Raw genomic sequence first — 22,619 nt, forward strand, 5'->3', positions numbered from 1 at the left:
ATGACCACAACACCACCTCCCAAGAACGTCCGCTGGGCACTGCTCGGCGTGATGCTCGCCATGCTGCTGGGGATGCTCGACAACAACATCGTCGGTACGGCGATGCCGACGATCGTCCGTGACCTGGGCGGCCTGGAGCACATCTCCTGGGTCGTCACGGCGTACACCCTCGCCACCGCCGTCTCGACTCCCGTCTGGGGCAAGCTCGGTGACCTGTACAGCCGCAAGCACGTCTTCCTCGCCTCGGTCGCGCTCTTCCTGCCGGCCTCGCTGCTCGCCGGTGCCGCCCACTCGATGGCCCAGCTGATCGAGTTCCGCGCCCTGCAGGGCATCGGCGCGGGCGGGCTGGCCGCCGGCGGGTTCGCCCTGATCGGCACCCTCGTGCCGCCCCGGGAGCGGGGCCGCTACCAGGGCATGACAGCCTCCGTGATGGCCCTCGGCGTGGTCGGCGGACCGCTGGTCGGCGGCCTGGTCACCGGACACCTCGGCTGGCGCTGGGCGTTCTACGCCAATCTGCCGCTCGGCATCGTCGCCCTGGTCTGGGTCCACCTGCTGCTCCGCCTGCCGGACGGGGCCCCGAAGCGCCGGCCGCGCATCGACTGGGCGGGCATCGCCGTCCTCGCGGCCACGATCGGCGCGGCGGTCCTCGCGGCCACCTGGGCCGGTACGACGTACGCGTGGACGTCCTGGCGCATACTCGCCCTGGGTGCGGTGGCCGCACTCGGCGCGGTGGCGTTCGTCGCCGTGGAGCGGCGCGTGACCGAACCCCTGCTGCCGCCCCGCGTGTTCACCGGGCACCGCAACTTCCCGCTCGGCATCGGCCTGTTGGCGGCGGTCGGTGTGGTGATGTTCGGGTCGGCGCTCTATCTGCCCCTGTTCCAGCAGACCGTCCAGGGCGCCACGGCGACCAGCTCCGGGCTGCTCCTGCTGCCGATGATGGTCCCGGTGGTGATCGCCTCCAACCTCGCCGGGAAGATCATGTCCCGCACCGGCCGCTACAAGGTGTTCCCGGTGCTCGGCACCCTGCTGCTGACGGCCGGCACGGTGATGCTCGCCACGATGGACACCGGCACCTCCCGCCTCACCGCCGGCTGCTGGATGGCCCTCGTCGGCCTCGGTCTGGGCTTCACGATGCAGATGGCCACCACCATCGCGCAGAACAGCGTGGAACTGCGGGACATGGGGGCGGCCATGGCGGCGACCAATCTGTTCCGCACCCTCGGCGGCTCGGTGGGCGTGGCCGTCTTCGGCTCGCTGTTCACCCGGGCGGTGCCGGCCACGGCGCGGGGTGAGGCGTACCGGCACGCGGTGGCGAACGGCACGCGGCACGTCTTCCTCACGAGCGCCGGGGTGTGCGCAGTGGCGTTCGCGCTGGCGCTGCTCGTGGTGGAGGTGCCGCTGCGGGGCGGATCCGGGTCCGGGAAAACGAATCAGCCGGTGACTCGTCTTGCGACGGAGTCACCGGCTGATCGGTGAGGGTGAGTGACGGGACTCGAACCCGCGGCATCCTGGACCACAACCAGGTGCTCTACCAGCTGAGCTACACCCACCATGACCGGCGGTGGAACTTGTCGTTTCCCCGACCGGCCGAGAAGAAGTCTACAGGGTCCGAAGGGGTGCTCGCGCACACGTTTTCGCGAGCCCCTCTCCTCGGCGTTACCGCGCGGGCAGGACGTGCTTGGCGGCGATCGACTTCGCGGTGTCGGAGTCCGGCCCCGGCTGCGGGACGAAGATGGCCTCGCGGTAGTAGCGCAGCTCGGCGATCGACTCGCGGATGTCGGCGAGGGCCCGGTGGTTGCCGTTCTTCTCCGGGCTGTTGAAGTACGCCCTCGGGTACCAGCGGCGGGCCAGCTCCTTGACGGAGGAGACGTCGACGATGCGGTAGTGGAGCCAGTCCTCCAGGGTCGGCATGTCCCGCAGCAGGAAGCCGCGATCGGTGCCGACGGAGTTGCCGCACAGCGGGGCCTTGCCGGGCTCCTTCACGTACTCCTTCACATACGCGAGGACCTGCTCCTCGGCGTCCTGGAGGGTCGTACCGTTCTCCAGTTCGGCGAGCAGCCCGGACGCGGTGTGCATCTGACGCACCACCTCCGGCATCGTCTCCAGCGCCTGCCCCGGCGGGCGGATGACGATGTCCACCCCCTCGCCGAGTACGTTCAGCTCGGAGTCGGTGACGAGGGCGGCCACCTCGATGAGCGCGTCGTCGGACAGCGAGAGGCCGGTCATCTCGCAGTCGATCCACACCATGCGATCGTTCATGCGACCACCCTAAAGCTGACGTCAGCTTTTTTGGACGCCCTGTACTGGTAAGGGGGGCGAGCGTGTGCTCGCCCCCACTCTCAGTTACCGCTCCGTGGTCCCGGCAGCAGCCCCACCGCGCCGGCCGCCTGGCGGCGGCTCTGCATCGGTACGCCGCTGTCCCGGTCCGGGTGCAGCAGCGCGGGGCTGTGCCCCACCGGGGCGGGACCGGCGAGGCCCATGGGTGGGCCGGGCTGGCCGGACGCGGACATCGCAGGCTCCGCGTCGGCCGGCTTGTCACCCTGCGGCCTGCGGGCCCGGTAGGCGGCCCGGTAGGCGGCGGGGGACGAACCGAGCTGGCGGCGGAAGTGCCCGCGCAGCGCGACGGGGGAGCGGAAGCCGCACCGGCCCGCCACCTCGTCCACGGAGTAGTCCGACGTCTCCAGCAGCCGCTGCGCCTGCAGCACCCGCTGGGTGATCAGCCACTGCAGCGGAGCGCTGCCGGTCAGCGAACGGAACCGGCGGTCGAACGTACGGCGGCTCATGTAGGCGCGTGCCGCCAGGGTCTCCACGTCGAACTGCTCGTGGAGGTGTTCCAGCGCCCAGGCGACGACCTCGGCGAGCGGGTCGGCGCCGATCTCCTCTGGTAAAGACCGATCGAGGTAGCGCTCCTGGCCGCCCGACCGGCGCGGTGGGACCACCAGGCGCCGGGCGAGCGCGCCGGCCGCCTCGTTGCCGTGGTCCGTCCGCACGATGTGGAGACAGAGATCGATTCCGGCCGCCGTCCCCGCGGACGTCAGCACATCGCCGTCGTCGACGAACAGCTCACGTGGATCGACGTGCACCGACGGATAGCGCTTGGCCAGCGTCGGCGCGTACATCCAGTGGGTGGTCGCCGGGCGGCTGTCCAGCAGTCCGGCCGCCGCGAGCACGAACGCGCCCGTGCACAGCCCGACGATGCGGGCACCCTCCTCGTGGGCCCGGCGCAGCGCGTCGAGCGCCTCCTCCGGTGGTGGCGCGGTGATCGAACGCCAGGCCGGTACGACGACCGTCCCGGCGCGCGATATCGCCTCCAGCCCATGCGGTGCGGTGAGTTCCAGGCCCCCTGTGGTCCGCAGCGGGCCTTCCTCTCCGGCGCACACCAGCAGCCGGTAGCGCGGGACGCCGGCGTCCTGACGGTCGATTCCGAACACCGACAGCGGAATGGAACTCTCGAAGATGGGGCCGCCGCTGAACAGCAGCACCGCGACGATCTCCTTGCGGCGGCGCCCGGAAAGCTTCCGGGCCGCGGTTTCCGGCGCGGCAGTGGAGTCGTGGCTCATACTGCTAAGCCCCCCTCGGTGGTCGCGGCTCCTCGGTTGTGTCGCTCCTGCACGTTTCCCCTCGGTCCTGCACGAGTCCCCCGCCGTAAGACAGTCAAGATCGAATCTACTGGGTCCCGCGGTCTCACGGTGACCAGTTCCAACACGCCCGAATTGTCGACATGACAACTTGGCGTGAAGCATTCGATCACGAAGCGTTGCACTCGCGGGCCGTGCAGGGAAGTGCGCCTTGTCGCAGTGGCCAAACCGCGTAGGGTGCGCAGCCGCTCCTGGACCCTTTCCGTGCAGGTCGAACGGGGGTTGGAGGGTGGTCGGGGCCCCTGCGGGGCGACATTCAGAAGTTGGCTGAAAAGATGCGCTCGGGGGTACGGAAACAGGTCAGTCGACCGGTGTCCGCCTGCGGGTGTGACGTCCACCTCTTTGCTTCGGGCAACGCCTGCGGCCGCGAGAGGTCCGCTCGGCGCACCGCTCGGACCGGCGCAACAGGATCCGGCACACGGCCGTGACGGCGGCCAGACCGAGCGCGGCACCCGCCGCGCCGGCCAGCGAGGTGCCGTACCAGACCAGGACCACCGGGACGAGGACGCAGCTGAAGGCGGCCCAGCGGATCACATCGCTCACGGTGTCCGGCGCGGGGTGCGGATCGGAGGTGGATCGGGGACGGGGCATCAGTGGTACTCCCTGTGGCGGTGGCTCACGGGGTTCAACGTCTGTTCGAGCGGTCGGTCACCGGCCGTACGTCTGTGAATCCTGTGCAAACCGCCTGTACGGGGCAGCAACCATTGCGTTACGGGCGCGGCTCGTGCATGCTCCGGTGAACCCCTACGGATGTCGGGGACCGCTTACGGAGCGTGCGCGGGATCTGGGCTCAGGAGGCGTGCCGCCGTACCCTTGGGGGTATGGGGTTGGGAAGATGTTTCCCGGACACAGCTCCGCCGCACACTGTCATCCCTCCCATAAAGGATCACAACGCCGAGACAGCCATGGCCGGTCACGAATTCTTCGAACCCGCGGACCGCAAGCGGCCGGTCGCCGACCCCACGGCGGCCGATCCCCTGGCGGCGGAAGAGCCACGTCCTTCCTGCGACCCCGCCTTCCGGCACGGAGTCGTCGTCGGCTTCGACGGCTCCACCTCCAGTGAGCGCGCCCTCGCCTACGCGATCGGCATGGCCCACCGCTCCCGGGCCGGCCTGATCATCGTCCATGTCGCCAACCGGCTGCCGACCACCGTGTGGGCCGGCTGCGAGCCGCCCGTCTTCGTCGACGTACCGGACCACCGCACCGAGGTCCTCGGCCTCGAGCTGGCGTGCGCGGACTACCTGGCCGAGGTGCCGTGGATCCTCGTCGAGCGCGGCGGCGACATCTGCCACGAGCTCGAAGAGGTCGGCAAGGAGTACGAGGCGGACGCGATCGTCGTCGGCTCCACACACGGCATCGTCGGCCGGATCTTCGGCTCCGTCGCGGGGCGGCTCGCCAAGCGGGCCCAGCGGCCCGTGATCGTCATTCCCTGAGCTCCCAACTCCCTTTGTGCGGCGCGAAACTACTCGCGCGTAGAGGTGGTTTGTGCCCTTGTGAAGGGCATATACCGGTCACCGCGCAACTGCACAGCATGAAGGGAGCCCGCCGTGGACAACGGAAGTACTACGGTGGTCGGCCGACTCGCCCTGGGAGTCACCCTGTTGGCGTTCGGCCTCGGCACGACAGGCGTGATCCACGGTGTGGCCGCGTCCGACGCCGTGTCAGTGGCCCACTACGTGGGCGGAGTTGCCCTGTTCCTGGTCGGCCTGCTGGCCTTCCGCAGCGGTGACGGCGTCTCCGGTACGGGCTTCGCGGCCCTCGGCGCCCTGTGGTTCACCTGGGCGGTCGGCGGTCACTCCTCCGCCAACGCGGCAGGGCTCTTCCTGCTTCTTTTCGCCCTCGTGGCGCTCACGTTGACCCTCGCGGGCGGCGACAGCCTCGGTCAGGTCATGCACGGCCTGCTGTTCCTGGCGATGCTGGTGCTGGCCGTGGCGCAGTTCGCGGACAGCTCGGCTCTCACCAAGGCCGGGGGCTGGGCGGCGGCCGTCTCCGGTGCGGTGGCCTGGTACGCGGCCACCGCGGCGCTCGCGCACTGGCCGACGGCCCTTCCCGGGCGTGCCGCGGGCCGGGGGGTGACGGCCACCGGCTGAATCCGAGCGGCACCGAAAGGGCCCCCGCGTGCTGGTGGCACACGCGGGGGCCCTTTCCGGTGTCGCGGTCCTACTCCACCGTCACCGACTTGGCGAGGTTGCGCGGCTTGTCGATGTCCCGGCCCAGGGCCTTCGCCGTGTGGTACGCCAGCAGCTGGAGCGGGATGCCCATCAGAATGGGGTCGAGTTCGTCCTCGTTCTTCGGGACGACGATCGTCTGGTCGGCCTTGTCCTGGTGCTGGTGGGCCACCGCCAGGATCTTGCCGCTGCGGGCCTTGATCTCCTCCAGGGCCGCGCGGTTCTTCTCCAGCAGGTCGTCGTCGGGGACGATCGCCACCGTCGGCAGGGCCGGCTCGATCAGGGCCAGCGGGCCGTGCTTCAGCTCGGAGGCGGGGTAGGCCTCGGCGTGGATGTAGGAGACCTCCTTGAGCTTCAGCGAGGCCTCACGGGCCACCGGGTAGCCCCGGACGCGGCCGATGAAGAGCATCGAGCGGGCGTCGGCGTACAGCTCGGCCAGCTCCTTGATCTGCTCCTCCTGCTTGAGGATCTCGGTGATCTGCTCGGGCAGCCTGCGCAGGCCCTGGATGATCCGCTTGCCGTCGCGGACCGAGAGGTCGCGGGTGCGGCCGAGGTGCAGGGCGAGCAGGGCGAAGGCGACCGTCATGTTCGTGAAGCACTTCGTCGAGACCACGCAGACCTCGGGGCCCGCGTGGACGTAGATCCCGGCGTCCGCCTCGCGCGCGATCGCCGAGCCGACGACGTTGACGACGCCGAAGACCTTGGCGCCCTTGCGCTTCAGCTCCTGGACGGCGGCGAGGACGTCGTAGGTCTCACCGGACTGGGAGACGGCGACGTACAGGGTGTCGGGGTCGACGACCGCGTTGCGGTAGCGGAACTCGGAGGCCGGCTCGGCGTCGGCGGGGATGCGGGCCAGCTCCTCGATCATCTGGGCGCCGATCAGACCCGCGTGGTACGAGGTGCCGCAGCCGAGGATCTTCACACGGCGGATCTGCCGGGCCTCACGGGCGTCGAGGTTGAGACCGCCGAGGTGCACGGTGGAGAAGCGGTCGTCGATGCGGCCGCGCAGCACGCGGTCCACGGCGTCGGCCTGCTCGAAGATCTCCTTGTGCATGTAGGTGTCGTGGCCGCCCATGTCGTACGACTCGGCCTCCCACTCCACGGTCGTGGGCTCGGCGGTGGTGCGCGTGCCCTCGGTGGTGTAGGTGCGGAAGTCGTCGGCCTTGAGGGTGGCCATCTCGCCGTCGTCCAGGGTCACTATCTGGCGGGTGTGCATGACCAGGGCGGCGATGTCGGAGGCGACGAACATCTCCTTCTCGCCGATGCCGAGGACCACCGGGGAGCCGTTGCGGGCCACCACGATCCGGTCGGGGAAGTCGGCGTGCAGCACGGCGATGCCGTAGGTGCCCTCGATCACCCGGACCGCCTGGCGGACCTTGTCCTCCAGCTTCTCGGCGGGGGAGCGGGCGATGAGGTGGGTGAGGACCTCGGTGTCGGTCTCGGAGAGGAACTCGACCCCGTCCGCCTCCAGCTTGCGGCGCAGGTCCGCGGCGTTGTCGATGATGCCGTTGTGGACGACGGCGACCTTGTTGTCGGCCGACATGTGCGGGTGGGCGTTGACGTCGGAGGGGGCGCCGTGGGTGGCCCAGCGGGTGTGGGCGATGCCGGTGGTGCCCTTGAAGCGCGCCGGGACCTTGGCCTCCAGGTCGCGCACCCGGCCCTTGGCCTTGACCATCTTCAGGCCGGGCGCCTTCGGGGAGGTGACGACGATGCCCGCGGAGTCGTACCCGCGGTACTCCAGCCGCTGCAGCCCTTCGAGCAGCAGCGGGGCAACGTCACGCTTCCCGATGTATCCGACAATTCCGCACATGTATAGGTATTCCTAGCCGTAGACGATGCGGCGCAGCTGCCTGAGCGTCAGTTCGGGCGGCGCCACCGCTCGGTACTTGAGGTCCGCCGAGATCCGTTCGAAGATCTCCGCGTTGACCAGTCCCTGGGCCTGCAGTTCACGGTGACGGCGACGGACGTAGTCCTCCGTCGACTCGTCGAAAAAGGCGAGCACGTCCTGGATCACCCGCAGTGCCTCACCCCTGGCAAGGGGCGTGGACCGCGTCAGATGGTCAACCAGTTCGTCGTGCACCCGGTAGATCCTGGGGTACGGGACACGGTTTCGCAAGAAACGTGCCCGATTCCGGGCAGGCGCCCGCCGTGAGTGCTGTTGGATCTCTGTTCGCAAGCTGTCCACTCTGTGTCTTGCGTCTCGTTGCCCGGACCCACGAGTTTCGGACGCCATGGACATTCCTCGTATGGGAGTACCCGAGAAGCTGGCCGAGCGCATGAGCATGGCCGAGCAGCACGAGTACCTGCGCGCCAGATTCTCGCGGCGCACCATGATCAGAGGCGGCGCCGTCACGCTGGGCGCCGTCGCGGGTGGCGCGTTCGTGCCGGGCGCCACCGCACAGGCGGCCGTGCCGACCCTGGGGGCACCTCCCACGCCCTTCAGGCAGTGGGGGAGCACCGCCCCCGCCACCGAGACGGTCGACGGCGCCCTCGTCGCCCCCTTCGGCCGCCACCTCGCCTTCGGCAACGACCCGCGCACGGAGATGACCGTCTCCTGGCAGGTCCCGGTCGCCGTGAAGAAGCCGTTCATCCGCATCGGCGCCCACCCCTGGGACCTCTCCCGCAAGATCGAGGCCGAGGTCCGCAGCCTCTACACCCCGGCCGGCGTCGGCGCGAGCGGCGACCACACGCAGTACTACCTGCACGCCCAGCTCACCCACCTGCGCCCCGGCCGGACCTACTACTACGGCGTCGGCCACGAGGGCTTCGACCCGGCCGAGCCGCATCTGCTGGGCACCCTGGGCACCTTCACCACCGCCCCCGCCCGCAAGGCGCCGTTCACCTTCACGGCCTTCGGCGACCAGGGTGTCAGCTACCACGCCCTGGCCAACGACAGCCTGATCCTCGGCCAGAACCCCTCCTTCCACCTGCACGCCGGCGACATCGCCTACGGAGACCCGGCCGGCCAGGGCAAGACCACCGACACCGGCTTCGACTCGCGCACCTGGGACCAGTTCCTGTACCAGACCGAGTCGGTCGCCAAGCAGATCCCGTGGATGGTCTCGTACGGCAACCACGACATGGAGGCCTGGTACTCGCCCAACGGCTACGGCGGCGAGGAGGCCCGCTGGACCCTCCCGGATAACGGCCCGGACGCGAAGAACCTGCCGGGCGTGTACTCCTTCGTCCACGGCAACACCGCGGTCATCTCGCTGGACCCGAACGACGTCTCCTTCGAGATCCCGGCGAACCTGGGCATATCCGGAGGAACTCAGACCAAGTGGTTCGAGGCCCAGCTGAAGAAGTACCGGGCCTGTGACGACGTCGACTTCATCGTCGTGTTCTTCCACCACTGCGCGTACTGCACGTCCACGGCGCACGCCTCGGAGGGGGGCGTGCGCCAGGAGTGGGTGCCGCTGTTCGAGAAGTACCAGGTGGACCTGGTCATCAACGGCCACAACCACCAGTACGAGCGCACCGACGTGATCAAGGCCGGCCAGGTCACCAAGAAGCTCCCGATCGGCGGCACCGCCTACCCCGAGACCGAGGGCGTGGTCTACGTCACCGCCGGCGCGGCGGGCCGCAGCCTGTACGCCTTCACCGCGCCCGACTCCTACGAAGGGAACGAGCACGAGGTCGACTCGGTCGCCTCCTTCATCAACACCAAGGACGGCAAGGTCAACGAGACCGTCACCTGGTCCCGGGTGCGCTACCTCAACTACTCCTTCCTGCGCGTGGACGTCACCCCCGCGCCGAAGGGCCGCCAGACCACCCTGACGGTGTCGGGCATCGCCGAGACCGGCGACCGCATCGACCACTTCACGGTGTCCCGCACGGCGAAGTGACGATCCGGCGGGCGGTCCTCACATCCGCTTGAGGACCGCCTGCTTGGCCAGCGCGAACTCCTCCTCCGTCAGAACGCCGTCGCGGTGGAGTTCGCCCAGCTCGCGCAGGCGGCGCAGCAGGGAGTCGTGGTCGTCCTCGGCGGGCGCCCTGTCGAGCGCCGGCGGATCCTTCGGCGTGTCCGGCCCCGCCGCGGCGGGATGCGGCAGCCGCCCCTGCACGGCGGCGGCCACGAGGGCCATCAGCGGGTCCTTCTTGAACCCCCACAGCTCGACGGCGTTCGGGTCGTACTTGGCCGTCGCCGTCACCGGGGCGCCCCGCACGTGGAAGCGCAGGTACCCGTTCTCCAGGCCGGCCGCGGGCTGCCACTCCACGCCGAGGACGTCCACGAGCGGGATGGTCCGGGTGCCGACGTTCGCCTTGGCGTTCTCGGTCTTCCAGTTCCACTCCAGCCGCACCCGCTCCCCGTCGAAGCTCGCCGTGCCGTCCCCGGCCGAGGCGGACACCGGCAGCGAGGGCCCCGGCAGCAGGTACTCACCGACCGGCTCCGGCGGAACCCCGTCCAGCAGCAGGGCGTTGCGCACCTCGTCCGCGAAGTACTCGGCGACGCCGTACCGGTCGGACTCCACCGTCAGCTGATAGGGGTCGTTCGGCTCGGCCAGCCGGCCACCGGTGGCCTGCGTCAGCGGATCGGCCCCGTCCCGCAGCCGTAGCCGCAGCCGGCCCGACCTCCGGCCCTGCTCGAAGGAGACACCGGCCAACGCGCCCAGCGGTACGACGAGTTCGCCCAGCACCCGGCGGAGCAGGCTGACGTTCTTGTCCCGGCCCGGGGTGAGCCGCAGGGCATCGCCGTCGAAGGCCCAGGTGCCGTCCTTCTGGATGATTTCCGCCATGGAGGGATTGTTTCACCGGATCTGCGGGAGAGTGGTCTCGACCACGTCCGACGACCACGCCCGACGGTCGCCTCCGACGGGGCGTCAGACAGTCGACCCCCACCCGAAGGGAGCGCATGTGAGACGGAACCACAGCACGACTCCCCGAACACCCCGCGTCCTCGGATCCCTGCTGCTGCTCGCGGCGGCCGGCGTCCTCACCCTCGGCACGGCACCAGCGGCACCAGCGGCACCCGCGGCACCCGCGGCACGGGCGGCCGCCGCCCCCACACCACTGGACCGGGTGGTCCCGGCGCCTGCCTCCGTCCAGCCCGGCGGAACCCCGTACCGCATCACCTGGGCGACCGGCATCCGCGTCGACGACTCCGCCGAGGTCCGCCGGATCGGCGCGTATCTCGCCGGTATCCTGCGGCCCTCCACCGGCTACCCACTGCCGGTCACCGCCCACGGCACCGGAGGCATCACGCTCCACCTCGCCCAGGGGGACTTCGGCGCCGAGGGGTACCGGCTGCACAGCGACGCGGGCGGCGTCACCCTCACCGCGAGCGCCCCCGCCGGGCTCTTCCACGGCGTCCAGACCCTGCGTCAGCTCCTCCCGGCAGCCGTCGAGAAGAGGACCGTGCAGACCGGCCCCTGGCACATCGCCGGCGGTACCGTGGACGACCGCCCCCGCTACTCCTACCGGGGCGCCATGCTGGACGTCTCCCGGCACTTCTTCACCGTCGGCCAGGTCAAGCGCTACATCGACCAGCTGGCGATGTACAAGATCAACGAGCTGCATCTGCACCTCAGCGACGACCAGGGCTGGCGCATCGCCGTCGACTCCTGGCCGCGCCTCGCGACCTACGGCGGCTCCACCGAGGTCGGCGGCGGCAAGGGCGGCTACTACACCAAGGCCGACTACCAGGAGATCGTCTCCTACGCCGCCTCCCGCTACCTGGAGGTCGTCCCCGAGATCGACATGCCCGGCCACACCAACGCGGCCCTGGCCTCCTACGCCGAGCTGAACTGTGACGGCACGGCACCGCCGCTCTACACCGGCACGGAGGTCGGCTTCAGCTCGCTGTGCGTGCCGAAGGAGGTCACGTACACCTTCGCGGACGACGTGATCAGGGAGCTGGCCGCCCTCACCCCCGGCCGCTACCTCCACATCGGCGGCGACGAGGCGCACTCCACCAGCCACACCGACTACGTGACGTTCATGGACCGCGTGCAGCCGATCGTCGCCAAGTACGGCAAGACGGTCATCGGCTGGCACCAGCTCACCGGCGCCCACCCGGCCAAGGGTGCCCTCGCCCAGTACTGGGGCCTGGACGGCACCAGCGCCACGGAGAAGGACCAGGTCGCCAGGGCCGCGCAGAACGGCACCGGGCTGATCCTGTCCCCGGCGGACCGGGTCTACCTCGACATGAAGTACACCAGCAGCACCGTGCCGGGCACGAAGTGGGCCGGTTACGTCGAGGTCCAGCGGTCGTACGACTGGAACCCCGGCAGCTACCTTCCCGGCGCCCCGGGCTCCGCCGTCCAGGGTGTGGAGGCACCCCTGTGGTCGGAGACCCTGAAGACGTCCGCCGACATCGAGTACATGGCGTTCCCGCGCCTGCCCGGCGCGGCCGAACTGGGCTGGTCCCCGGCGGCCACGCACGACTGGAACACCTACAAGCTCCGACTCGCCGCCCAGGCCCCACGCTGGGACGCCCTCGGCATCACCTACTACAAGTCCCCCCAGGTCCCCTGGCCGACGACCTGACCGCTCACTGACGGGCACCCCGGGGGACGGTACTCCGGGGTGCCTGCCCGTCTGTGGGGCTGTGCTGGTCAGAACCTGGCGATGGGGTTCTCCAGGTTCCCGACCAGCTGGAGTGCGCCGGACGGATCCGTCAGGTCCACCATCTGCCGGTTGTCGCGCAGCTGGAGCCGGTTGAGGCAGGACAGGGCGAACTCGGGGGCGAACATGTCGTACTGGTGGAATCTGTCGGCCAGTTCGGTGTTCGCGTCCTGGTACTCGCGGGTGGTCTCCGCGACCGTACGCCAGAAGGTGTCCTCCGCAAGGATTCCCTCGGCAGCGAGGTGTGCGGCGAGGAAGCGGAAGAAGCAGTCGAAGACGTCCGTGAAGATCGACAGGAGCCTCTTGTCCTCCGGGACGTCGGCACGGATGCGCTCGACCTCCGGGGGCAGGACCGCGTCCGGGTCCATCACCACGATCTCCTCGGCGATGTCCTTGTAGACCGCCCGCTGCACGGCCCCGTCCTTCAGCACCAGGATGACGTTTTCGCCGTGTGGCATGAAGGCGAGGTCGTAGGCGTAGAAGCTGTGCAGGAGGGGGGTGTAGTACGCCCGCAGGTAGCGGCGCAGCCACTGCGTGGGGGTGAGGCCCGAGCGTTCGACGAGTGCGCCCGCGAAGGAGGCGCCCTCGTCGTCCACGTGCAGCAGCGACGCCATGGTGGCGAGGGACTCGCCGTCCCGGAGCGAGGGCACCGGGCTCTCCCGCCACAGCGCGGCCAGCATCTTGCGGTACGGCGAGTAGCGGTCGGTGGCCTTCTCGTACTCCAGGTGCCGGTAGCCGACGGCCGCCCGCTCCCGGATGATCGTGAGGCCGGTCGACTTCAGCACCGGGTCGTTCTCGATCAGCTGGGCCAGCCAGTCGTTGATCGCCGGAGTCGCCTCCATGTAGGCGGCGGACAGCCCGCGCATGAAGCCCATGTTGAGGACGGAGAGGGCTGTTTTCACATAGTGCTTGTGCGGGTCGCTGGTGTTGAAGAAGGTCCGGATGGACTGCTGGGCCAGGTACTCGTCGTCACCCTCGCCGAGGCAGACCAGGTGCCGGCGGGCCACCTCGGCGGCGAAGGTGACCGAGAGCTTGTTCCACCACTGCCAGGGGTGGACGGGGATGAGGAGGTAGCCGGCGGGGTCGAGGCCCTGGTCGGTGAGCACCGTGCGGAAACGGTTCAGCGTGGCCTCGCCCAGCTCCTCCCGCAGGAACGACTCGTACTCGATCCCCGCTCCCGCCGTGAACGCCGCCCGCGAGCGGTGCGCGGCCAGCCACACCAGCCGGACGGGGCTCGCGGTCTCCGGGGCGTACGCGAGGTACTCGTGGATGCCGAAGCCGAGCCGTCCGTTGTTCGCGACGAAGCAGGGATGTCCCTCGGTCATCCCGGTCTCGATCGCCTGGAAGCCGCTCGCCGCCAGCTCGGCGGAGGTCACCTTCGGCTTGGTGAGCTTGTAGCAGGTGCCGGAGAGGGTGGAGGAGATCTCCTCCAGATAGACCGGCAGGATCTCGTCGCTCAGGCCCAGGGAGTCCTTCAGCTCGATGAAGAAGTCCAGGGCGGCGAGCGGGAGTTCTGTGCCCCCCCGGTGCCGGGTGAGGGAGTCGGCGTCGATCTGCCAGTGGTCGAGCGAGCGGCGTACGGCTGTGAACCGGTAGGAGGTCTGCCCGTCGTCACTGCGGACGACGTACCGGTCCCCGTCCTCCTCGGGCGTGATCAGGCGCTCGTGCGCGAACTCGGCGAGCGCCTTGCGTATCAGCAGACGGTTGGCCCTCGCCCAGCGCTCGGGGGTCAGGTGGGCCACGGCGTCGGTGAGGCTCATGCGGCCACCCCCGTCGCGGCGGTGAACTGCTCGCGCGTGCAGAAGCTCAGCAGGGCCTTCTTCTCCGGCTTCTGGATCTCCCGCTCGGGCACGAACCCGACGGCCTCGTTCAGTGCGTGCACGGCCGTGTTGTGGACGTCCGGCTCGACCACGACGCGCGCCACCGACCGGTCCTCGAAGAGGTGGGCCATGACCGCGGTGATGACGGACCTGGTGAAACCGCGGACGGGGGTGTCGGTCGGCGCGACCAGGAAATGCATGCCGGCGTCGCCCGGCTCCGGCTCGTAGAGCCCGACCAGCTCCCGGTGCGCCGGGTCGTACCTCTCCATCAGGAAGGCGGGCTCCCCGTCGCACAGCCCGAGGAACGCGTGGTGGTGTGCGTCCGCCGCGATCTCCATGTACGCCCGCTCGACGTCCTCCAGTTTCGCGTCCTGCATCATCCAGAAGGAGGCCTTGGGGTGGGTGACCCAGGAGTGCAGGAGCCCGGCGTCCCGCAGGGGGTCGAGGGGGCGGAGGGTGAAACTCATGTCCGTGCTGGTCATACGGCGAACTCCTGGAACGCGATGGTCTTCTCGACCGGGTAGTACTCGGTGCCGAGCAGCTCGCGGATGATGTACGAGTTGCGGTACGCGCCCATGCCCAGGTCGGGACTGGTGATGCTGTGGGTGTGGACGCCGGCGTTCTGGAGGAAGACGCCGCGGCCGGTGACGTCGACGGCGTAGTTGCGGGCGACGTCGAAGCGGCCGTGGCCGTCGAAGCGGAGGCGGTCCCGGATCGGTGCGAGGAAGGCCGGGGGCTCGTAGTGGTAGCCGGTCGCCAGCAGTAGGCCCTCCGTGCGGATCTCGAAGTCCTTGCCCTGCTCGTCCTGGTGGAAGCCCAGGGTGTAGGTGCCGTCCTCGTAAGTGGCCCGGCGGAGGGTGGAGTTGGTGAGGAGGCGGGTGGGGACCGGCCGGTCGCCGCTCGTCACGTTCTTCTGGTAGAGCAGGTCGAAGATCGAGTCGATCAGATCCGAGTTGATGCCCTTGAACAGGCCCTTCTGCTGCTTCTCCAGCCGGTAGCGGGTCTCCTCGGGCAGCGCGCGGAAGTAGTCGATGTAGTCCGGTGAGGTCATCTCCAGGGTCAGCTTGGTGTACTCCAGCGGGAAGAACCGCGGGGAGCGGGTGACCCAGTTGAGCTGGTAGCCGTGGACGTCGATCTCGGCGAGCAGCTCGTGGTAGATCTCGGCCGCGCTCTGTCCGCTGCCGACGATCGTGATCGACTTCTTCGCCTGCAGCTCCGCCTTGCGGTGCATGTACCGGGAGTTGTGCACGGGCTCCCCGGCCAGGTCCCGGCAGGCCGGCGGGACGTAGGGGGTCGTGCCCGTGCCCAGCACCAGGCGGTGGGCACGGAACGTCTCGCCGCGCTCGGTGTGCACGACGTACAGCTCGTCCTCGTACGTCACCTCGGTGACCGTCGTGCCGAACCGGACGCTGCTCAGCTTGTTCGCCGCCCAGCGGCAGTAGTCGTCGTACTCGACCCGCAGCGGGTAGAAGTTCTCGCGGATGTAGAACGGGTACAGCCTGCCTTTCTCCTTCAGGTAGTTGAGGAAGGAGTACGGCGAGGTCGGGTCGGCGAGGGTGACCAGGTCCGACATGAACGGGGTCTGCAGGTGGGCGCCGTCCAGGAACATCCCGGCGTGCCACTCGAAGTCCGGCTTGGAGTCGAGGAAGACGCCCTCCAGACCGGCGATCGGTTCGGTGAGGCAGGCGAGGCCGAGGTTGAAGGGGCCGAGGCCGATCCCCACGAAGTCATAGGTGCGGCTGGCTTCAGCAAGCGCGGTCAAGGGACTCTCCCAGGTACTGCTCGGCGTGGCCGGCGATCAGGTCGAGAACGGCGGCGATGTCGGCCCGCGTGGTCTCGGGGTTGAGCAGGGTGAACTTCAGGTAGTGGCGGCCGCCGACCCTGGTGCCCGCGACCACGGCGTCGCCGGAGGCGAACAGGGCCTTGCGGGCGTGGAGGTTGGCGCGGTCGATCTCGGCCGGGTCGGTGACGGCCGCCGGGATGTAGCGGAAGACGAGGGTGGACAGGGTGGGTTCGACGACGACGTCGTAGCGGGGGTCGGCGGCGAGCAGCCTCCAGCCCTCGGCCGCGAGGTCGCACACCTCGTCGAAGAGTTCGCCGATGCCGTCGGCGCCCATCACCCGCAGGGTCATCCACAGCTTCAGGGCGTCGAAGCGGCGGGTGGTCTGCAGGGACTTGTCGACCTGGTTGGGAATGCGTTCCTGCGCCATGCTGCGCGGATTGAGGTAGTCGGCGTGGTAGGTGGCGTGCCGCAGGGTGGCCGCGTCCCTCACGAGCAGGGCGGACGAACTCACCGGCTGGAAGAAGGACTTGTGGTAGTCGACGGTGACCGAGTCGGCGCGTTCGATGCCGTCGAGGCGGTCCCGGTACTTCAGGGAGGCGAGCAGTCCGCAGCCGTAGGCCGCGTCGACGTGCATCCACACGCCGTACTGGGCGCACAGCTCGGCGATCTCCGGCAGCGGGTCGATGGAGCCGAAGTCGGTGGTGCCGGCGGTGGCGACGACCGCCATGGGCACCAGCCCGTCGCGCCGGCAGCGCTCCAGCTCGTGGGCCAGGGCGACGGTCTGCATCCGCTTGTCGTGGTCGACGGGGACGGACACGACGGCCTCCTGTCCGAGCCCCAGCAGTTTCGCGGACTTCCGCACGCTGAAGTGGCTGACCTCGGAGGCGAGGATCCGCAGTTTCCCGAGGCCGTTCGTCTTGGCCTCCTCCCTCGCGAGCAGCAGCGCCTGGAGGTTGGACTGCGTTCCCCCGGAGGTGAACACGCCGTCGGCGGCGGGGCCGAGGCCGGTCCGCCGGGCCGTCCAGTCGATGAGCCTGCGCTCGATGAGGGTGCCGCCGGCCGACTGGTCCCAGGTGTCGAGGGAGGAGTTCACCGCGGAGAGCACGGCCTCGCCGAGCACCGCCGGGATGACGACGGGGCAGTTGAGGTGGGCGAGGTAGCGGGGGTGGTGGAAGTAGACCGCGTCGCGGAGGTAGACGTCCTCCAGCTCGTCGAGCGCGGCGGCGGTGTCGCCGAGGGGGCGGTCCAGGTCGATGGCGTCCACGCGGGGGACGAGGGCGTCCACGGTGACGCCGGTGAACGGACGGTCGGTGGTGGCGAGTTTGGCCGCCACCCGCTCGACTCCTTCGGTCACGGAGCTGCGGTAGTGCTCCGCGGTGAGGCCATTGAGCAGGTGCGAGCGCATGTGGGGGTCCTCCGGGGGACAGTCCGTGCGGGGATGTCTACTTAGGTTAGCCTAACCTAAGCTGCATGGATCAAGGCATGTGTCGGCCGTGACCGCTGTCGCTGCGCGGCGGGTCACTCCGCGACGCGAAGCTGTTCCTCCGTCATCCCCTGCCGCCAGTACCCGACGAAGGTCACCCGCCGCCGGTCGACGCCGCGCTCGCCGACGAAGTGCCGCCGCAGCGCCTTCACCCGCCCCGACTCACCGGCGATCCACACGTACGGCCGCTCGGCCGTGGGGAGTTGGGCGGCCCGTACGGCATCGACGGCCATGGGGGACCCGTCGTGCCGCACGAGCCACGTGATCTCCGCGTCCGCCTCCGTGCGGACGTCCTGGATGTCCTCGGCGTGCGGCACCTCCAGCCAGGCCCGGGCGCGGGTCCCGGCGGGGAGGGACTCGAGGATCGCGGACGCGGCCGGTACGGCGGTCTCGTCGCCCCACAGGACGACCAGGTCGGTGTCGCCCGGCGGGCGGAAACGGACCGCGCGGTTGTCGGCGACGGCCGGCCCGAGCAGCAGCACCCGGTCACCGGCGGTGGCCCGGGAGGCCCAGCGGGAGGCGGGGCCGGCGGGGGTGGGGGCGCCGGGTCCGATGCCGTGCAGGGCGAAGTCGATGTCGATCTCGTCGGGGTTCCGGCGCAGGTCGCGAAGGGTGTACGAGCGCATCACGGCCCGTACGCCGTCCGGGAGTTCCCGCCACGCCTGCCACCACCCGTCCCCCAGGTCCAGCGGGACGACGGGCTCGGTCTGGTCCGGATGCGGCAGGAACAGGGAGAGGGACTGGTCGCGTCCGAGGGAGTGGAAGGCGTGCAGATCGGCTCCGCCGAAGGTGACGCGCACCAGCGACGGCCCCAGCCGCCGGGTCCGTACCACGTGCAGGGAGAAGAATCGGAACGGGGCGGCCACGGCCGTCGTCATAAGGGCTCCTGAGGTGGCGTCAGGCGGTGGTGTGCTAGCTGACCTTCTTGGCCTTCTCCAGGGCCTCGGCCAGACTCGTGAGCAGCGGCACACACTTGTCGTACGACAGAATCGGCTCGGGCGAACGGGCGATGACCTGCCCCGCCTTCACCGCGGGCAGCTTCTTCCACGTCGGCTTGCTGATGTCGGCGGGCTGGATCGCCGAGGACCGGTCGTCCATCATGATGATGTCGGCCTGGTACTTGTCGACGTTCTCCCAGCTCAGCGACTCGTACCAGCCGCCGCCCTGCTTCTTCGCGCTCTCCGGCGGCTCCACGAAGTTCACGCCGAGGGCCTTGAAGTACTCCAGGTCGACGGAGAGGTCGGTGCCGGAGACGTAGAACAGCTGGTCGCTCGCGGAACCGGCCATCACCTTGATGTGCGGCTTGGCCCCGGCGGCGGCCCGCAGCCGGGCGGCGGCGGCCTCGAACCGCTTCTTCGCGTCGGTCACCCTGGCGGCCCGCATGTCCGCGCCCAGCGACTTCGCGAGGTCCCACACGCGCTGCAACGGCTCGGTGAGCTGACGGTCGTAGACGGAGACACCGACGCTGGGGGCGAGTTGGGTGATCTTCTTCTTCGACTCCTCGGGCACGTACCAGAGGGTGCCGGCGGCGTCGAACATGGTGGAGATCAGGACATCCGGTGCGAGCGAGGCGTACTTCTCGATGTTGAACTGGCCCCAGGTGTTGCCGAGGACCGTCACCTTGCTGACGTCCATGTCGCCGGCCTGGACGTCGGCCTTGCCGTCCTTGGTCGTCGTCGGGCCGAAGACGCCCTTGACCTGGATGCCGTAGTCGAAGAGCGCGGCGCCGACGCCGGTGAAGGCGACGATGTTCGCGGGGGTCCGATCGAGCTTCACGGTCGTGCCGCGGTCGTCCTTGAAGGACCAGGGACCGGACTTGGCGGCCCGCGTCCCGCTGCCCGGGCCACTGTCTTTGCCCTTGCCGTCCCCGCAGGCGGCGAGCGCGGCACCGAGTCCGGCGGCGCCGCCGGCGGCGAGCAGTCCGCGGCGAGTGAGGTGGGTGGCACGGGGATGGGGCATGGGCATGACTGCTTTCGAACGGGGCGGAGCGCCCGCCGGACAGGTTCGAAGGTAGGTTAGCCTAACCTCAGTCGATGTCCAGGGGTGCCCCGCTCCGGCCGGGAAGTGGCCGAACGCCGACGGGAACGGATCCGGTCAAACTTGCTTCGCGCGGCCCCGGACTCCCCTCGTCCGCATGGTCATTCCGATCACGTCTCGCTACGTTGACCCGCGTCTCGGTTCCCGTGGGGTGCTGATCGACGAGGCGGCCGGAGGTGGGTGTTGGGTGTGAGGACGACGCCGGAGGGCGTGGACGTGGAGGCGGCGGTCCGCTCGGACGCCGCGCTCGTGGAGGCGGACCTGGACCGCTTCCTCGCGGCACTGACCCAAGTGCCGTCCGGCGCGGCGGACTCCGTGTACGGCGCGGCGCTGCGGCGCGCACTGCGCGAGCCGGCCGCCGACGCCGTCGGCTCCAAGGTGGGCCAGCAGGCGCTGCGTCCCGCTCCCGGGGCACCCGGCGGCGGCCGGCCGCTGCGCCCCTCGATGGTCTACTGGGCCTACCGCAACTACCGTGGTTTCGACGCCCCCGGGCACGAGGCCGCCCACGACGACGGACTCGACGCGGTCCGCCGGGCCGCCGTCGCGGTGCGCGTCCTGCTGAAGGCCGCCGTCGCGCTGGACGACGTGCAGGACGGCAGCACCGTCCGCTACGGCGAACCCGCGCTGCACACCACCCACGGCGTGCCGCTCGCCGTCAACACCGGCTCCTGGCTGATCGCGGCCGCCCTGGCCCACGCCGCCGACCCCGCCGTCGTGGACAGCCTGCTCGGCGCGGTGGCCGACGGTTTCCAGGGGCAGGCCGTCGACATCGCCACCCGCTCGCCCCGCACCCGCGCCGAGCTGGCCGCGGCGCCGCGCGAAGAGCGGGTCGCGTTCTGGGAGTCGATGGCCGCGCTGAAGACCGGCACCCTGTTCCGGATGCCGCTCGACGCGGCGCTGGCGGCCCTGCGCGTCGTCGCGGACGAGCGCGGCACCCTGAAGGAGGCCATGCGCCAACTCGGCCTCGCCAGCCAGCTGTTCAACGACCTGACCGACTTCCTGCCCGAGTTCGCCGGCCCCCGCACCCACGAGGACTTCGACGGGCTGAGCAACCGCGTCTTCCTGGAACTGCTCGACTCCGCGCCCCCGCCCGGCCGTACCGCGCCGGACGGCGGCCGGCTGCGGTCGTACGTCCTCGGCCACCCGGACCTCCACCGGACACTCCTCGCCCTGTCCGCCGAGGCGGTCGCCCGCAAACGGGCCGCCAAGGACGCCGTGCGCCAGGTGTGCCGCTCGGCGGACAGCGCCGCCTACTTCGACCTCACCGTCGAACGCAAGGGCCACCTCATCGACCGCCTCCATGACGCCCTCCGGCACCGGAGCGCGGCATGACGGCCACCGCCTCGGCCCGTCTGCGCTCCGGCACCCGGGACCGGCACGACGCCCTGGAGCGCACCGGCTTCGCCACCGCGCTGCTCGCCGGCACCCTTCCCCTCACCCTTTACACGGCTCAACTGGCCGCCCTGCACATGGTGTCGGCCGATCTGGAGCGCGCACTCTCCGACACCATGCACCCGGGCGTCACCGGGCTGTGGGCGGCGGAGGACCTGCGCAAGGCCCCACTGATCGAGCGGGACCTGCGCCACTTCACGCTCCGCGGCGCCACCCCCGCGCGGTGGCCGGCCGCGCACGCGGCGGCGTTCGCGGCGGACATCCGTACGACGGCGGCCGCGGACCCGCCCGCACTGCTCGGCTTCCTGTACGTCATGGAGGGCTCCACGCTGGGCGCCCTGCATCTGCGCCGGTACGTCAGCCGTGCCTACGGCCTGCGCGGCACCGAGGGCACCGCCTACTACGCGAGCGGTGACCCGGCCCGCTGGAGCCGTTTCACCACCCGGCTGGACGCGGTCCTGGCCGGTCCGGCCGCCCAGGACCGTGCCCTGACCGCCGCCCGGCGGGCCTACCGGCACACGGCCCGCATCACCGGTGCCCTCTCGGCCGGCCTGGTCCGCCGGACGGCCCCTAGCTCACCAGCCCCAGCTCCCGTGCGATGAGCATCCGCTGCACCTCGCTCGTGCCCTCGCCGATCTCCAGGATCTTGGAGTCGCGCCACATGCGGGCCACCGGGTACTCGTTCATGAAGCCGTAGCCGCCGTGGATCTGGGTGGCGTCGCGGGCGTTGTCGACGGCGACGGTGGAGGAGTACAGCTTGGCCAGGGCCGCCTCCTTCTTGAAGGGCTCGCCGGCGACCAGCCGGGAAGCCGCGTCACGCCAGGCCAGACGGGCCGTGTGGGCCTTCATCTCCATGTCGGCGATCTTGAACTGGATGGCCTGGTTGGCGCCGATCGGCCTGCCGAAGGCCTGGCGTTCCTTGGCGTACTTCACCGACTCGTCCACACAGCCCTGGGCCAGCCCGGTGGCGAGGGCCGCGATCGCGATGCGGCCCTCGTCCAGGATGCGCAGGAACTGGGCGTAACCCCGGCCCTCCTCGCCCAGGAGGTTGGCGGCCGGGACCCGGACGTCGGCGAACGACAGCTCGCGGGTGTCCGAGGCGTTCCAGCCGACCTTCGAGTACGGGGCCGCGACGGTGAAGCCGGGCGTGCCGGACGGGATGATGATCGCCGAGATCTGCGGCCTGCCGTCCGGCTTGCGTCCGGTCACGGCGGTCACCGTCACCAGGCCCGTGATGTCCGTGCCCGAGTTGGTGATGAAGCACTTCGTGCCGTTGATCACCCATTCGTTCGTGTCGGGGTCGAGACGGGCCGTGGTCCGGGTCGCGCCCGCGTCGCTGCCGCCGTCCGGCTCGGTCAGGCCGAACGCGCCCAGGATCTCGCCCGAGCACAGACGGGGGAGCCACTCCCGCTTCTGCTCCTCGGTGCCGAAGAGGTGGAGCGGCATCGCGCCCAGCGACACCCCGGCCTCCAGGGTGATCGCCACCGACGAGTCCACCCGGGCCAGTTCCTCCAGGGCGATACCGAGGGCCAGGTAGTCCCCGCCCATGCCGCCGTACTCCTCGGGGAACGGCAGCCCGAACAGGCCCATGCGGCCCATCTCGCGGACGATCTCGTACGGGAACTCGTGCCGCTCGTAGAAGTCGCCGATCTTCGGCGCCACCACGTCGTGCGCGAACTCCTCCACCGTACGGCGGAGTTCCTCCAGCTCGGGGCTGAGACGGTGGTCCATGCT

Annotated in this window: 20 protein-coding genes and 1 tRNA gene; 7 read left to right on the forward strand and 14 right to left on the reverse strand. The window is 70.2% G+C overall.

The window, feature by feature from the left end:
- On the forward strand, nucleotides 1-1,476 hold the full coding sequence (locus ACZ7HQ_RS00090; RefSeq protein ID WP_470982610.1) for an MDR family MFS transporter: 1,476 nt from the start codon (nucleotides 1-3) through the stop codon (nucleotides 1,474-1,476).
- A 1-nt stretch (nucleotide 1,477) separates the two neighbouring features.
- On the opposite strand, the gene ACZ7HQ_RS00095 is transcribed toward ACZ7HQ_RS00090, so the two are convergent.
- From ACZ7HQ_RS00095 to ACZ7HQ_RS00110, 4 genes are all read right to left on the reverse strand, one after another.
- Nucleotides 1,478-1,550, reverse strand: a tRNA-His gene (locus ACZ7HQ_RS00095).
- A 106-nt stretch (nucleotides 1,551-1,656) separates the two neighbouring features.
- Nucleotides 1,657-2,259, reverse strand: coding sequence for an oligoribonuclease (gene orn / locus ACZ7HQ_RS00100; RefSeq protein ID WP_470982611.1), 603 nt, complete (start codon nucleotides 2,257-2,259; stop codon nucleotides 1,657-1,659).
- A gap of 80 nt (nucleotides 2,260-2,339) precedes the next feature.
- Complete coding sequence (locus ACZ7HQ_RS00105; RefSeq protein WP_470982614.1) at nucleotides 2,340-3,560, reverse strand: helix-turn-helix domain-containing protein; 1,221 nt, start codon at nucleotides 3,558-3,560, stop codon at nucleotides 2,340-2,342.
- A 378-nt stretch (nucleotides 3,561-3,938) separates the two neighbouring features.
- A complete protein-coding gene (locus ACZ7HQ_RS00110; protein ID WP_470982617.1) occupies nucleotides 3,939-4,229 on the reverse strand; it encodes a hypothetical protein in 291 nt (96 codons plus the stop codon).
- Nucleotides 4,230-4,543: 314 nt separating this feature from the next.
- Between ACZ7HQ_RS00110 and ACZ7HQ_RS00115 the strand changes: the two genes are divergently transcribed.
- The gene (locus ACZ7HQ_RS00115) at nucleotides 4,544-5,071 is read left to right on the forward strand and encodes a universal stress protein (RefSeq protein WP_470982619.1); all 528 of its coding nucleotides are present in this window, start codon (nucleotides 4,544-4,546) and stop codon (nucleotides 5,069-5,071) included.
- Nucleotides 5,072-5,185: 114 nt separating this feature from the next.
- Nucleotides 5,186-5,728, forward strand: coding sequence for a GPR1/FUN34/YaaH family transporter (locus tag ACZ7HQ_RS00120; protein ID WP_470982621.1), 543 nt, complete (start codon nucleotides 5,186-5,188; stop codon nucleotides 5,726-5,728).
- A 70-nt stretch (nucleotides 5,729-5,798) separates the two neighbouring features.
- Here ACZ7HQ_RS00120 and glmS read toward each other — a convergent pair whose 3' ends face one another.
- Together glmS and ACZ7HQ_RS00130 are read right to left on the reverse strand one after the other, a co-directional pair.
- The gene (gene glmS / locus ACZ7HQ_RS00125) at nucleotides 5,799-7,616 is read right to left on the reverse strand and encodes a glutamine--fructose-6-phosphate transaminase (isomerizing) (RefSeq protein ID WP_470982624.1); all 1,818 of its coding nucleotides are present in this window, start codon (nucleotides 7,614-7,616) and stop codon (nucleotides 5,799-5,801) included.
- A gap of 12 nt (nucleotides 7,617-7,628) precedes the next feature.
- The gene (locus ACZ7HQ_RS00130; RefSeq protein ID WP_470982626.1) at nucleotides 7,629-7,886 is read right to left on the reverse strand and encodes a hypothetical protein; all 258 of its coding nucleotides are present in this window, start codon (nucleotides 7,884-7,886) and stop codon (nucleotides 7,629-7,631) included.
- A 166-nt stretch (nucleotides 7,887-8,052) separates the two neighbouring features.
- Here ACZ7HQ_RS00130 and ACZ7HQ_RS00135 point away from each other — a divergent pair, with 166 nt between their 5' ends.
- Complete coding sequence (locus ACZ7HQ_RS00135) at nucleotides 8,053-9,651, forward strand: purple acid phosphatase family protein (protein ID WP_470982628.1); 1,599 nt, start codon at nucleotides 8,053-8,055, stop codon at nucleotides 9,649-9,651.
- An 18-nt stretch (nucleotides 9,652-9,669) separates the two neighbouring features.
- On the opposite strand, the gene ACZ7HQ_RS00140 is transcribed toward ACZ7HQ_RS00135, so the two are convergent.
- Nucleotides 9,670-10,542: a DUF4429 domain-containing protein gene (locus tag ACZ7HQ_RS00140; protein ID WP_470982631.1), complete on the reverse strand. Its 873-nt coding sequence runs from the start codon at nucleotides 10,540-10,542 to the stop codon at nucleotides 9,670-9,672.
- 118 nt (nucleotides 10,543-10,660) lie between these two features.
- Here ACZ7HQ_RS00140 and ACZ7HQ_RS00145 point away from each other — a divergent pair, with 118 nt between their 5' ends.
- A complete protein-coding gene (locus ACZ7HQ_RS00145; protein WP_470982634.1) occupies nucleotides 10,661-12,292 on the forward strand; it encodes a beta-N-acetylhexosaminidase in 1,632 nt (543 codons plus the stop codon).
- Between the two features lie 68 nt (nucleotides 12,293-12,360).
- Here the strand turns inward: ACZ7HQ_RS00145 and ACZ7HQ_RS00150 are convergent, their stop codons facing one another.
- From ACZ7HQ_RS00150 to ACZ7HQ_RS00175, 6 genes are all read right to left on the reverse strand, one after another.
- Nucleotides 12,361-14,130, reverse strand: coding sequence for an IucA/IucC family protein (locus tag ACZ7HQ_RS00150; protein ID WP_470982640.1), 1,770 nt, complete (start codon nucleotides 14,128-14,130; stop codon nucleotides 12,361-12,363).
- Nucleotides 14,127-14,657 (reverse strand): GNAT family N-acetyltransferase, encoded by a 531-nt coding sequence (locus ACZ7HQ_RS00155; RefSeq protein WP_470985117.1) that lies wholly within the window; start codon nucleotides 14,655-14,657, stop codon nucleotides 14,127-14,129. The genes ACZ7HQ_RS00150 and ACZ7HQ_RS00155 overlap by 4 nt, the downstream gene beginning before the upstream one ends.
- Before the next feature lie 11 nt (nucleotides 14,658-14,668).
- Nucleotides 14,669-15,952, reverse strand: coding sequence for a lysine N(6)-hydroxylase/L-ornithine N(5)-oxygenase family protein (locus ACZ7HQ_RS00160; protein ID WP_470982642.1), 1,284 nt, complete (start codon nucleotides 15,950-15,952; stop codon nucleotides 14,669-14,671).
- On the reverse strand, nucleotides 15,936-17,378 hold the full coding sequence (gene desA, locus ACZ7HQ_RS00165; RefSeq protein ID WP_470982644.1) for a lysine decarboxylase DesA: 1,443 nt from the start codon (nucleotides 17,376-17,378) through the stop codon (nucleotides 15,936-15,938). Before desA ends, ACZ7HQ_RS00160 begins: the two co-directional genes overlap by 17 nt.
- Nucleotides 17,379-17,491: 113 nt before the next feature.
- Nucleotides 17,492-18,334, reverse strand: coding sequence for a siderophore-interacting protein (locus tag ACZ7HQ_RS00170; protein WP_470982647.1), 843 nt, complete (start codon nucleotides 18,332-18,334; stop codon nucleotides 17,492-17,494).
- 34 nt (nucleotides 18,335-18,368) lie between these two features.
- Nucleotides 18,369-19,415 carry an ABC transporter substrate-binding protein gene (locus tag ACZ7HQ_RS00175; RefSeq protein WP_470982650.1) on the reverse strand — a complete coding sequence of 349 codons (1,047 nt, stop codon included), beginning with the start codon at nucleotides 19,413-19,415 and terminating at the stop codon, nucleotides 18,369-18,371.
- Nucleotides 19,416-19,682: 267 nt separating this feature from the next.
- Between ACZ7HQ_RS00175 and ACZ7HQ_RS00180 the strand changes: the two genes are divergently transcribed.
- Complete coding sequence (locus ACZ7HQ_RS00180; protein ID WP_470982652.1) at nucleotides 19,683-20,825, forward strand: polyprenyl synthetase family protein; 1,143 nt, start codon at nucleotides 19,683-19,685, stop codon at nucleotides 20,823-20,825.
- Complete coding sequence (locus ACZ7HQ_RS00185; protein WP_470982655.1) at nucleotides 20,822-21,487, forward strand: biliverdin-producing heme oxygenase; 666 nt, start codon at nucleotides 20,822-20,824, stop codon at nucleotides 21,485-21,487. Before ACZ7HQ_RS00180 ends, ACZ7HQ_RS00185 begins: the two co-directional genes overlap by 4 nt.
- Here ACZ7HQ_RS00185 and ACZ7HQ_RS00190 read toward each other — a convergent pair.
- Nucleotides 21,456-22,616 (reverse strand): acyl-CoA dehydrogenase family protein, encoded by a 1,161-nt coding sequence (locus ACZ7HQ_RS00190; RefSeq protein ID WP_470982657.1) that lies wholly within the window; start codon nucleotides 22,614-22,616, stop codon nucleotides 21,456-21,458. The genes ACZ7HQ_RS00185 and ACZ7HQ_RS00190 overlap by 32 nt on opposite strands.
- Nucleotides 22,617-22,619: the final 3 nt, after the last annotated feature.

It is taken from the genome of Streptomyces sp. NPDC037290 (assembly GCF_055603245.1).

What these genes read in the sequence shown, in the direction of transcription:
- ACZ7HQ_RS00140 (WP_470982631.1), bottom strand. Translation starts at nt 10,542, where the DNA reads ATGGCGGAAATCATCCAGAAGGACGGCACCTGGGCCTTCGACGGCGAT.
- ACZ7HQ_RS00090 (WP_470982610.1), top strand. Translation starts at nt 1, where the DNA reads ATGACCACAACACCACCTCCCAAGAACGTCCGCTGGGCACTGCTCGGC.
- ACZ7HQ_RS00135 (WP_470982628.1), top strand. Translation starts at nt 8,053, where the DNA reads ATGGGAGTACCCGAGAAGCTGGCCGAGCGCATGAGCATGGCCGAGCAG.
- desA (WP_470982644.1), bottom strand. Translation starts at nt 17,378, where the DNA reads ATGCGCTCGCACCTGCTCAATGGCCTCACCGCGGAGCACTACCGCAGC.
- ACZ7HQ_RS00190 (WP_470982657.1), bottom strand. Translation starts at nt 22,616, where the DNA reads ATGGACCACCGTCTCAGCCCCGAGCTGGAGGAACTCCGCCGTACGGTG.
- glmS (WP_470982624.1), bottom strand. Translation starts at nt 7,616, where the DNA reads ATGTGCGGAATTGTCGGATACATCGGGAAGCGTGACGTTGCCCCGCTG.
- ACZ7HQ_RS00170 (WP_470982647.1), bottom strand. Translation starts at nt 18,334, where the DNA reads ATGACGACGGCCGTGGCCGCCCCGTTCCGATTCTTCTCCCTGCACGTG.
- ACZ7HQ_RS00155 (WP_470985117.1), bottom strand. Translation starts at nt 14,657, where the DNA reads ATGAGTTTCACCCTCCGCCCCCTCGACCCCCTGCGGGACGCCGGGCTC.
- ACZ7HQ_RS00105 (WP_470982614.1), bottom strand. Translation starts at nt 3,560, where the DNA reads ATGAGCCACGACTCCACTGCCGCGCCGGAAACCGCGGCCCGGAAGCTT.
- ACZ7HQ_RS00175 (WP_470982650.1), bottom strand. Translation starts at nt 19,415, where the DNA reads ATGCCCCATCCCCGTGCCACCCACCTCACTCGCCGCGGACTGCTCGCC.
- ACZ7HQ_RS00110 (WP_470982617.1), bottom strand. Translation starts at nt 4,229, where the DNA reads ATGCCCCGTCCCCGATCCACCTCCGATCCGCACCCCGCGCCGGACACC.
- ACZ7HQ_RS00115 (WP_470982619.1), top strand. Translation starts at nt 4,544, where the DNA reads ATGGCCGGTCACGAATTCTTCGAACCCGCGGACCGCAAGCGGCCGGTC.
- ACZ7HQ_RS00150 (WP_470982640.1), bottom strand. Translation starts at nt 14,130, where the DNA reads ATGAGCCTCACCGACGCCGTGGCCCACCTGACCCCCGAGCGCTGGGCG.
- orn (WP_470982611.1), bottom strand. Translation starts at nt 2,259, where the DNA reads ATGAACGATCGCATGGTGTGGATCGACTGCGAGATGACCGGCCTCTCG.
- ACZ7HQ_RS00185 (WP_470982655.1), top strand. Translation starts at nt 20,822, where the DNA reads ATGACGGCCACCGCCTCGGCCCGTCTGCGCTCCGGCACCCGGGACCGG.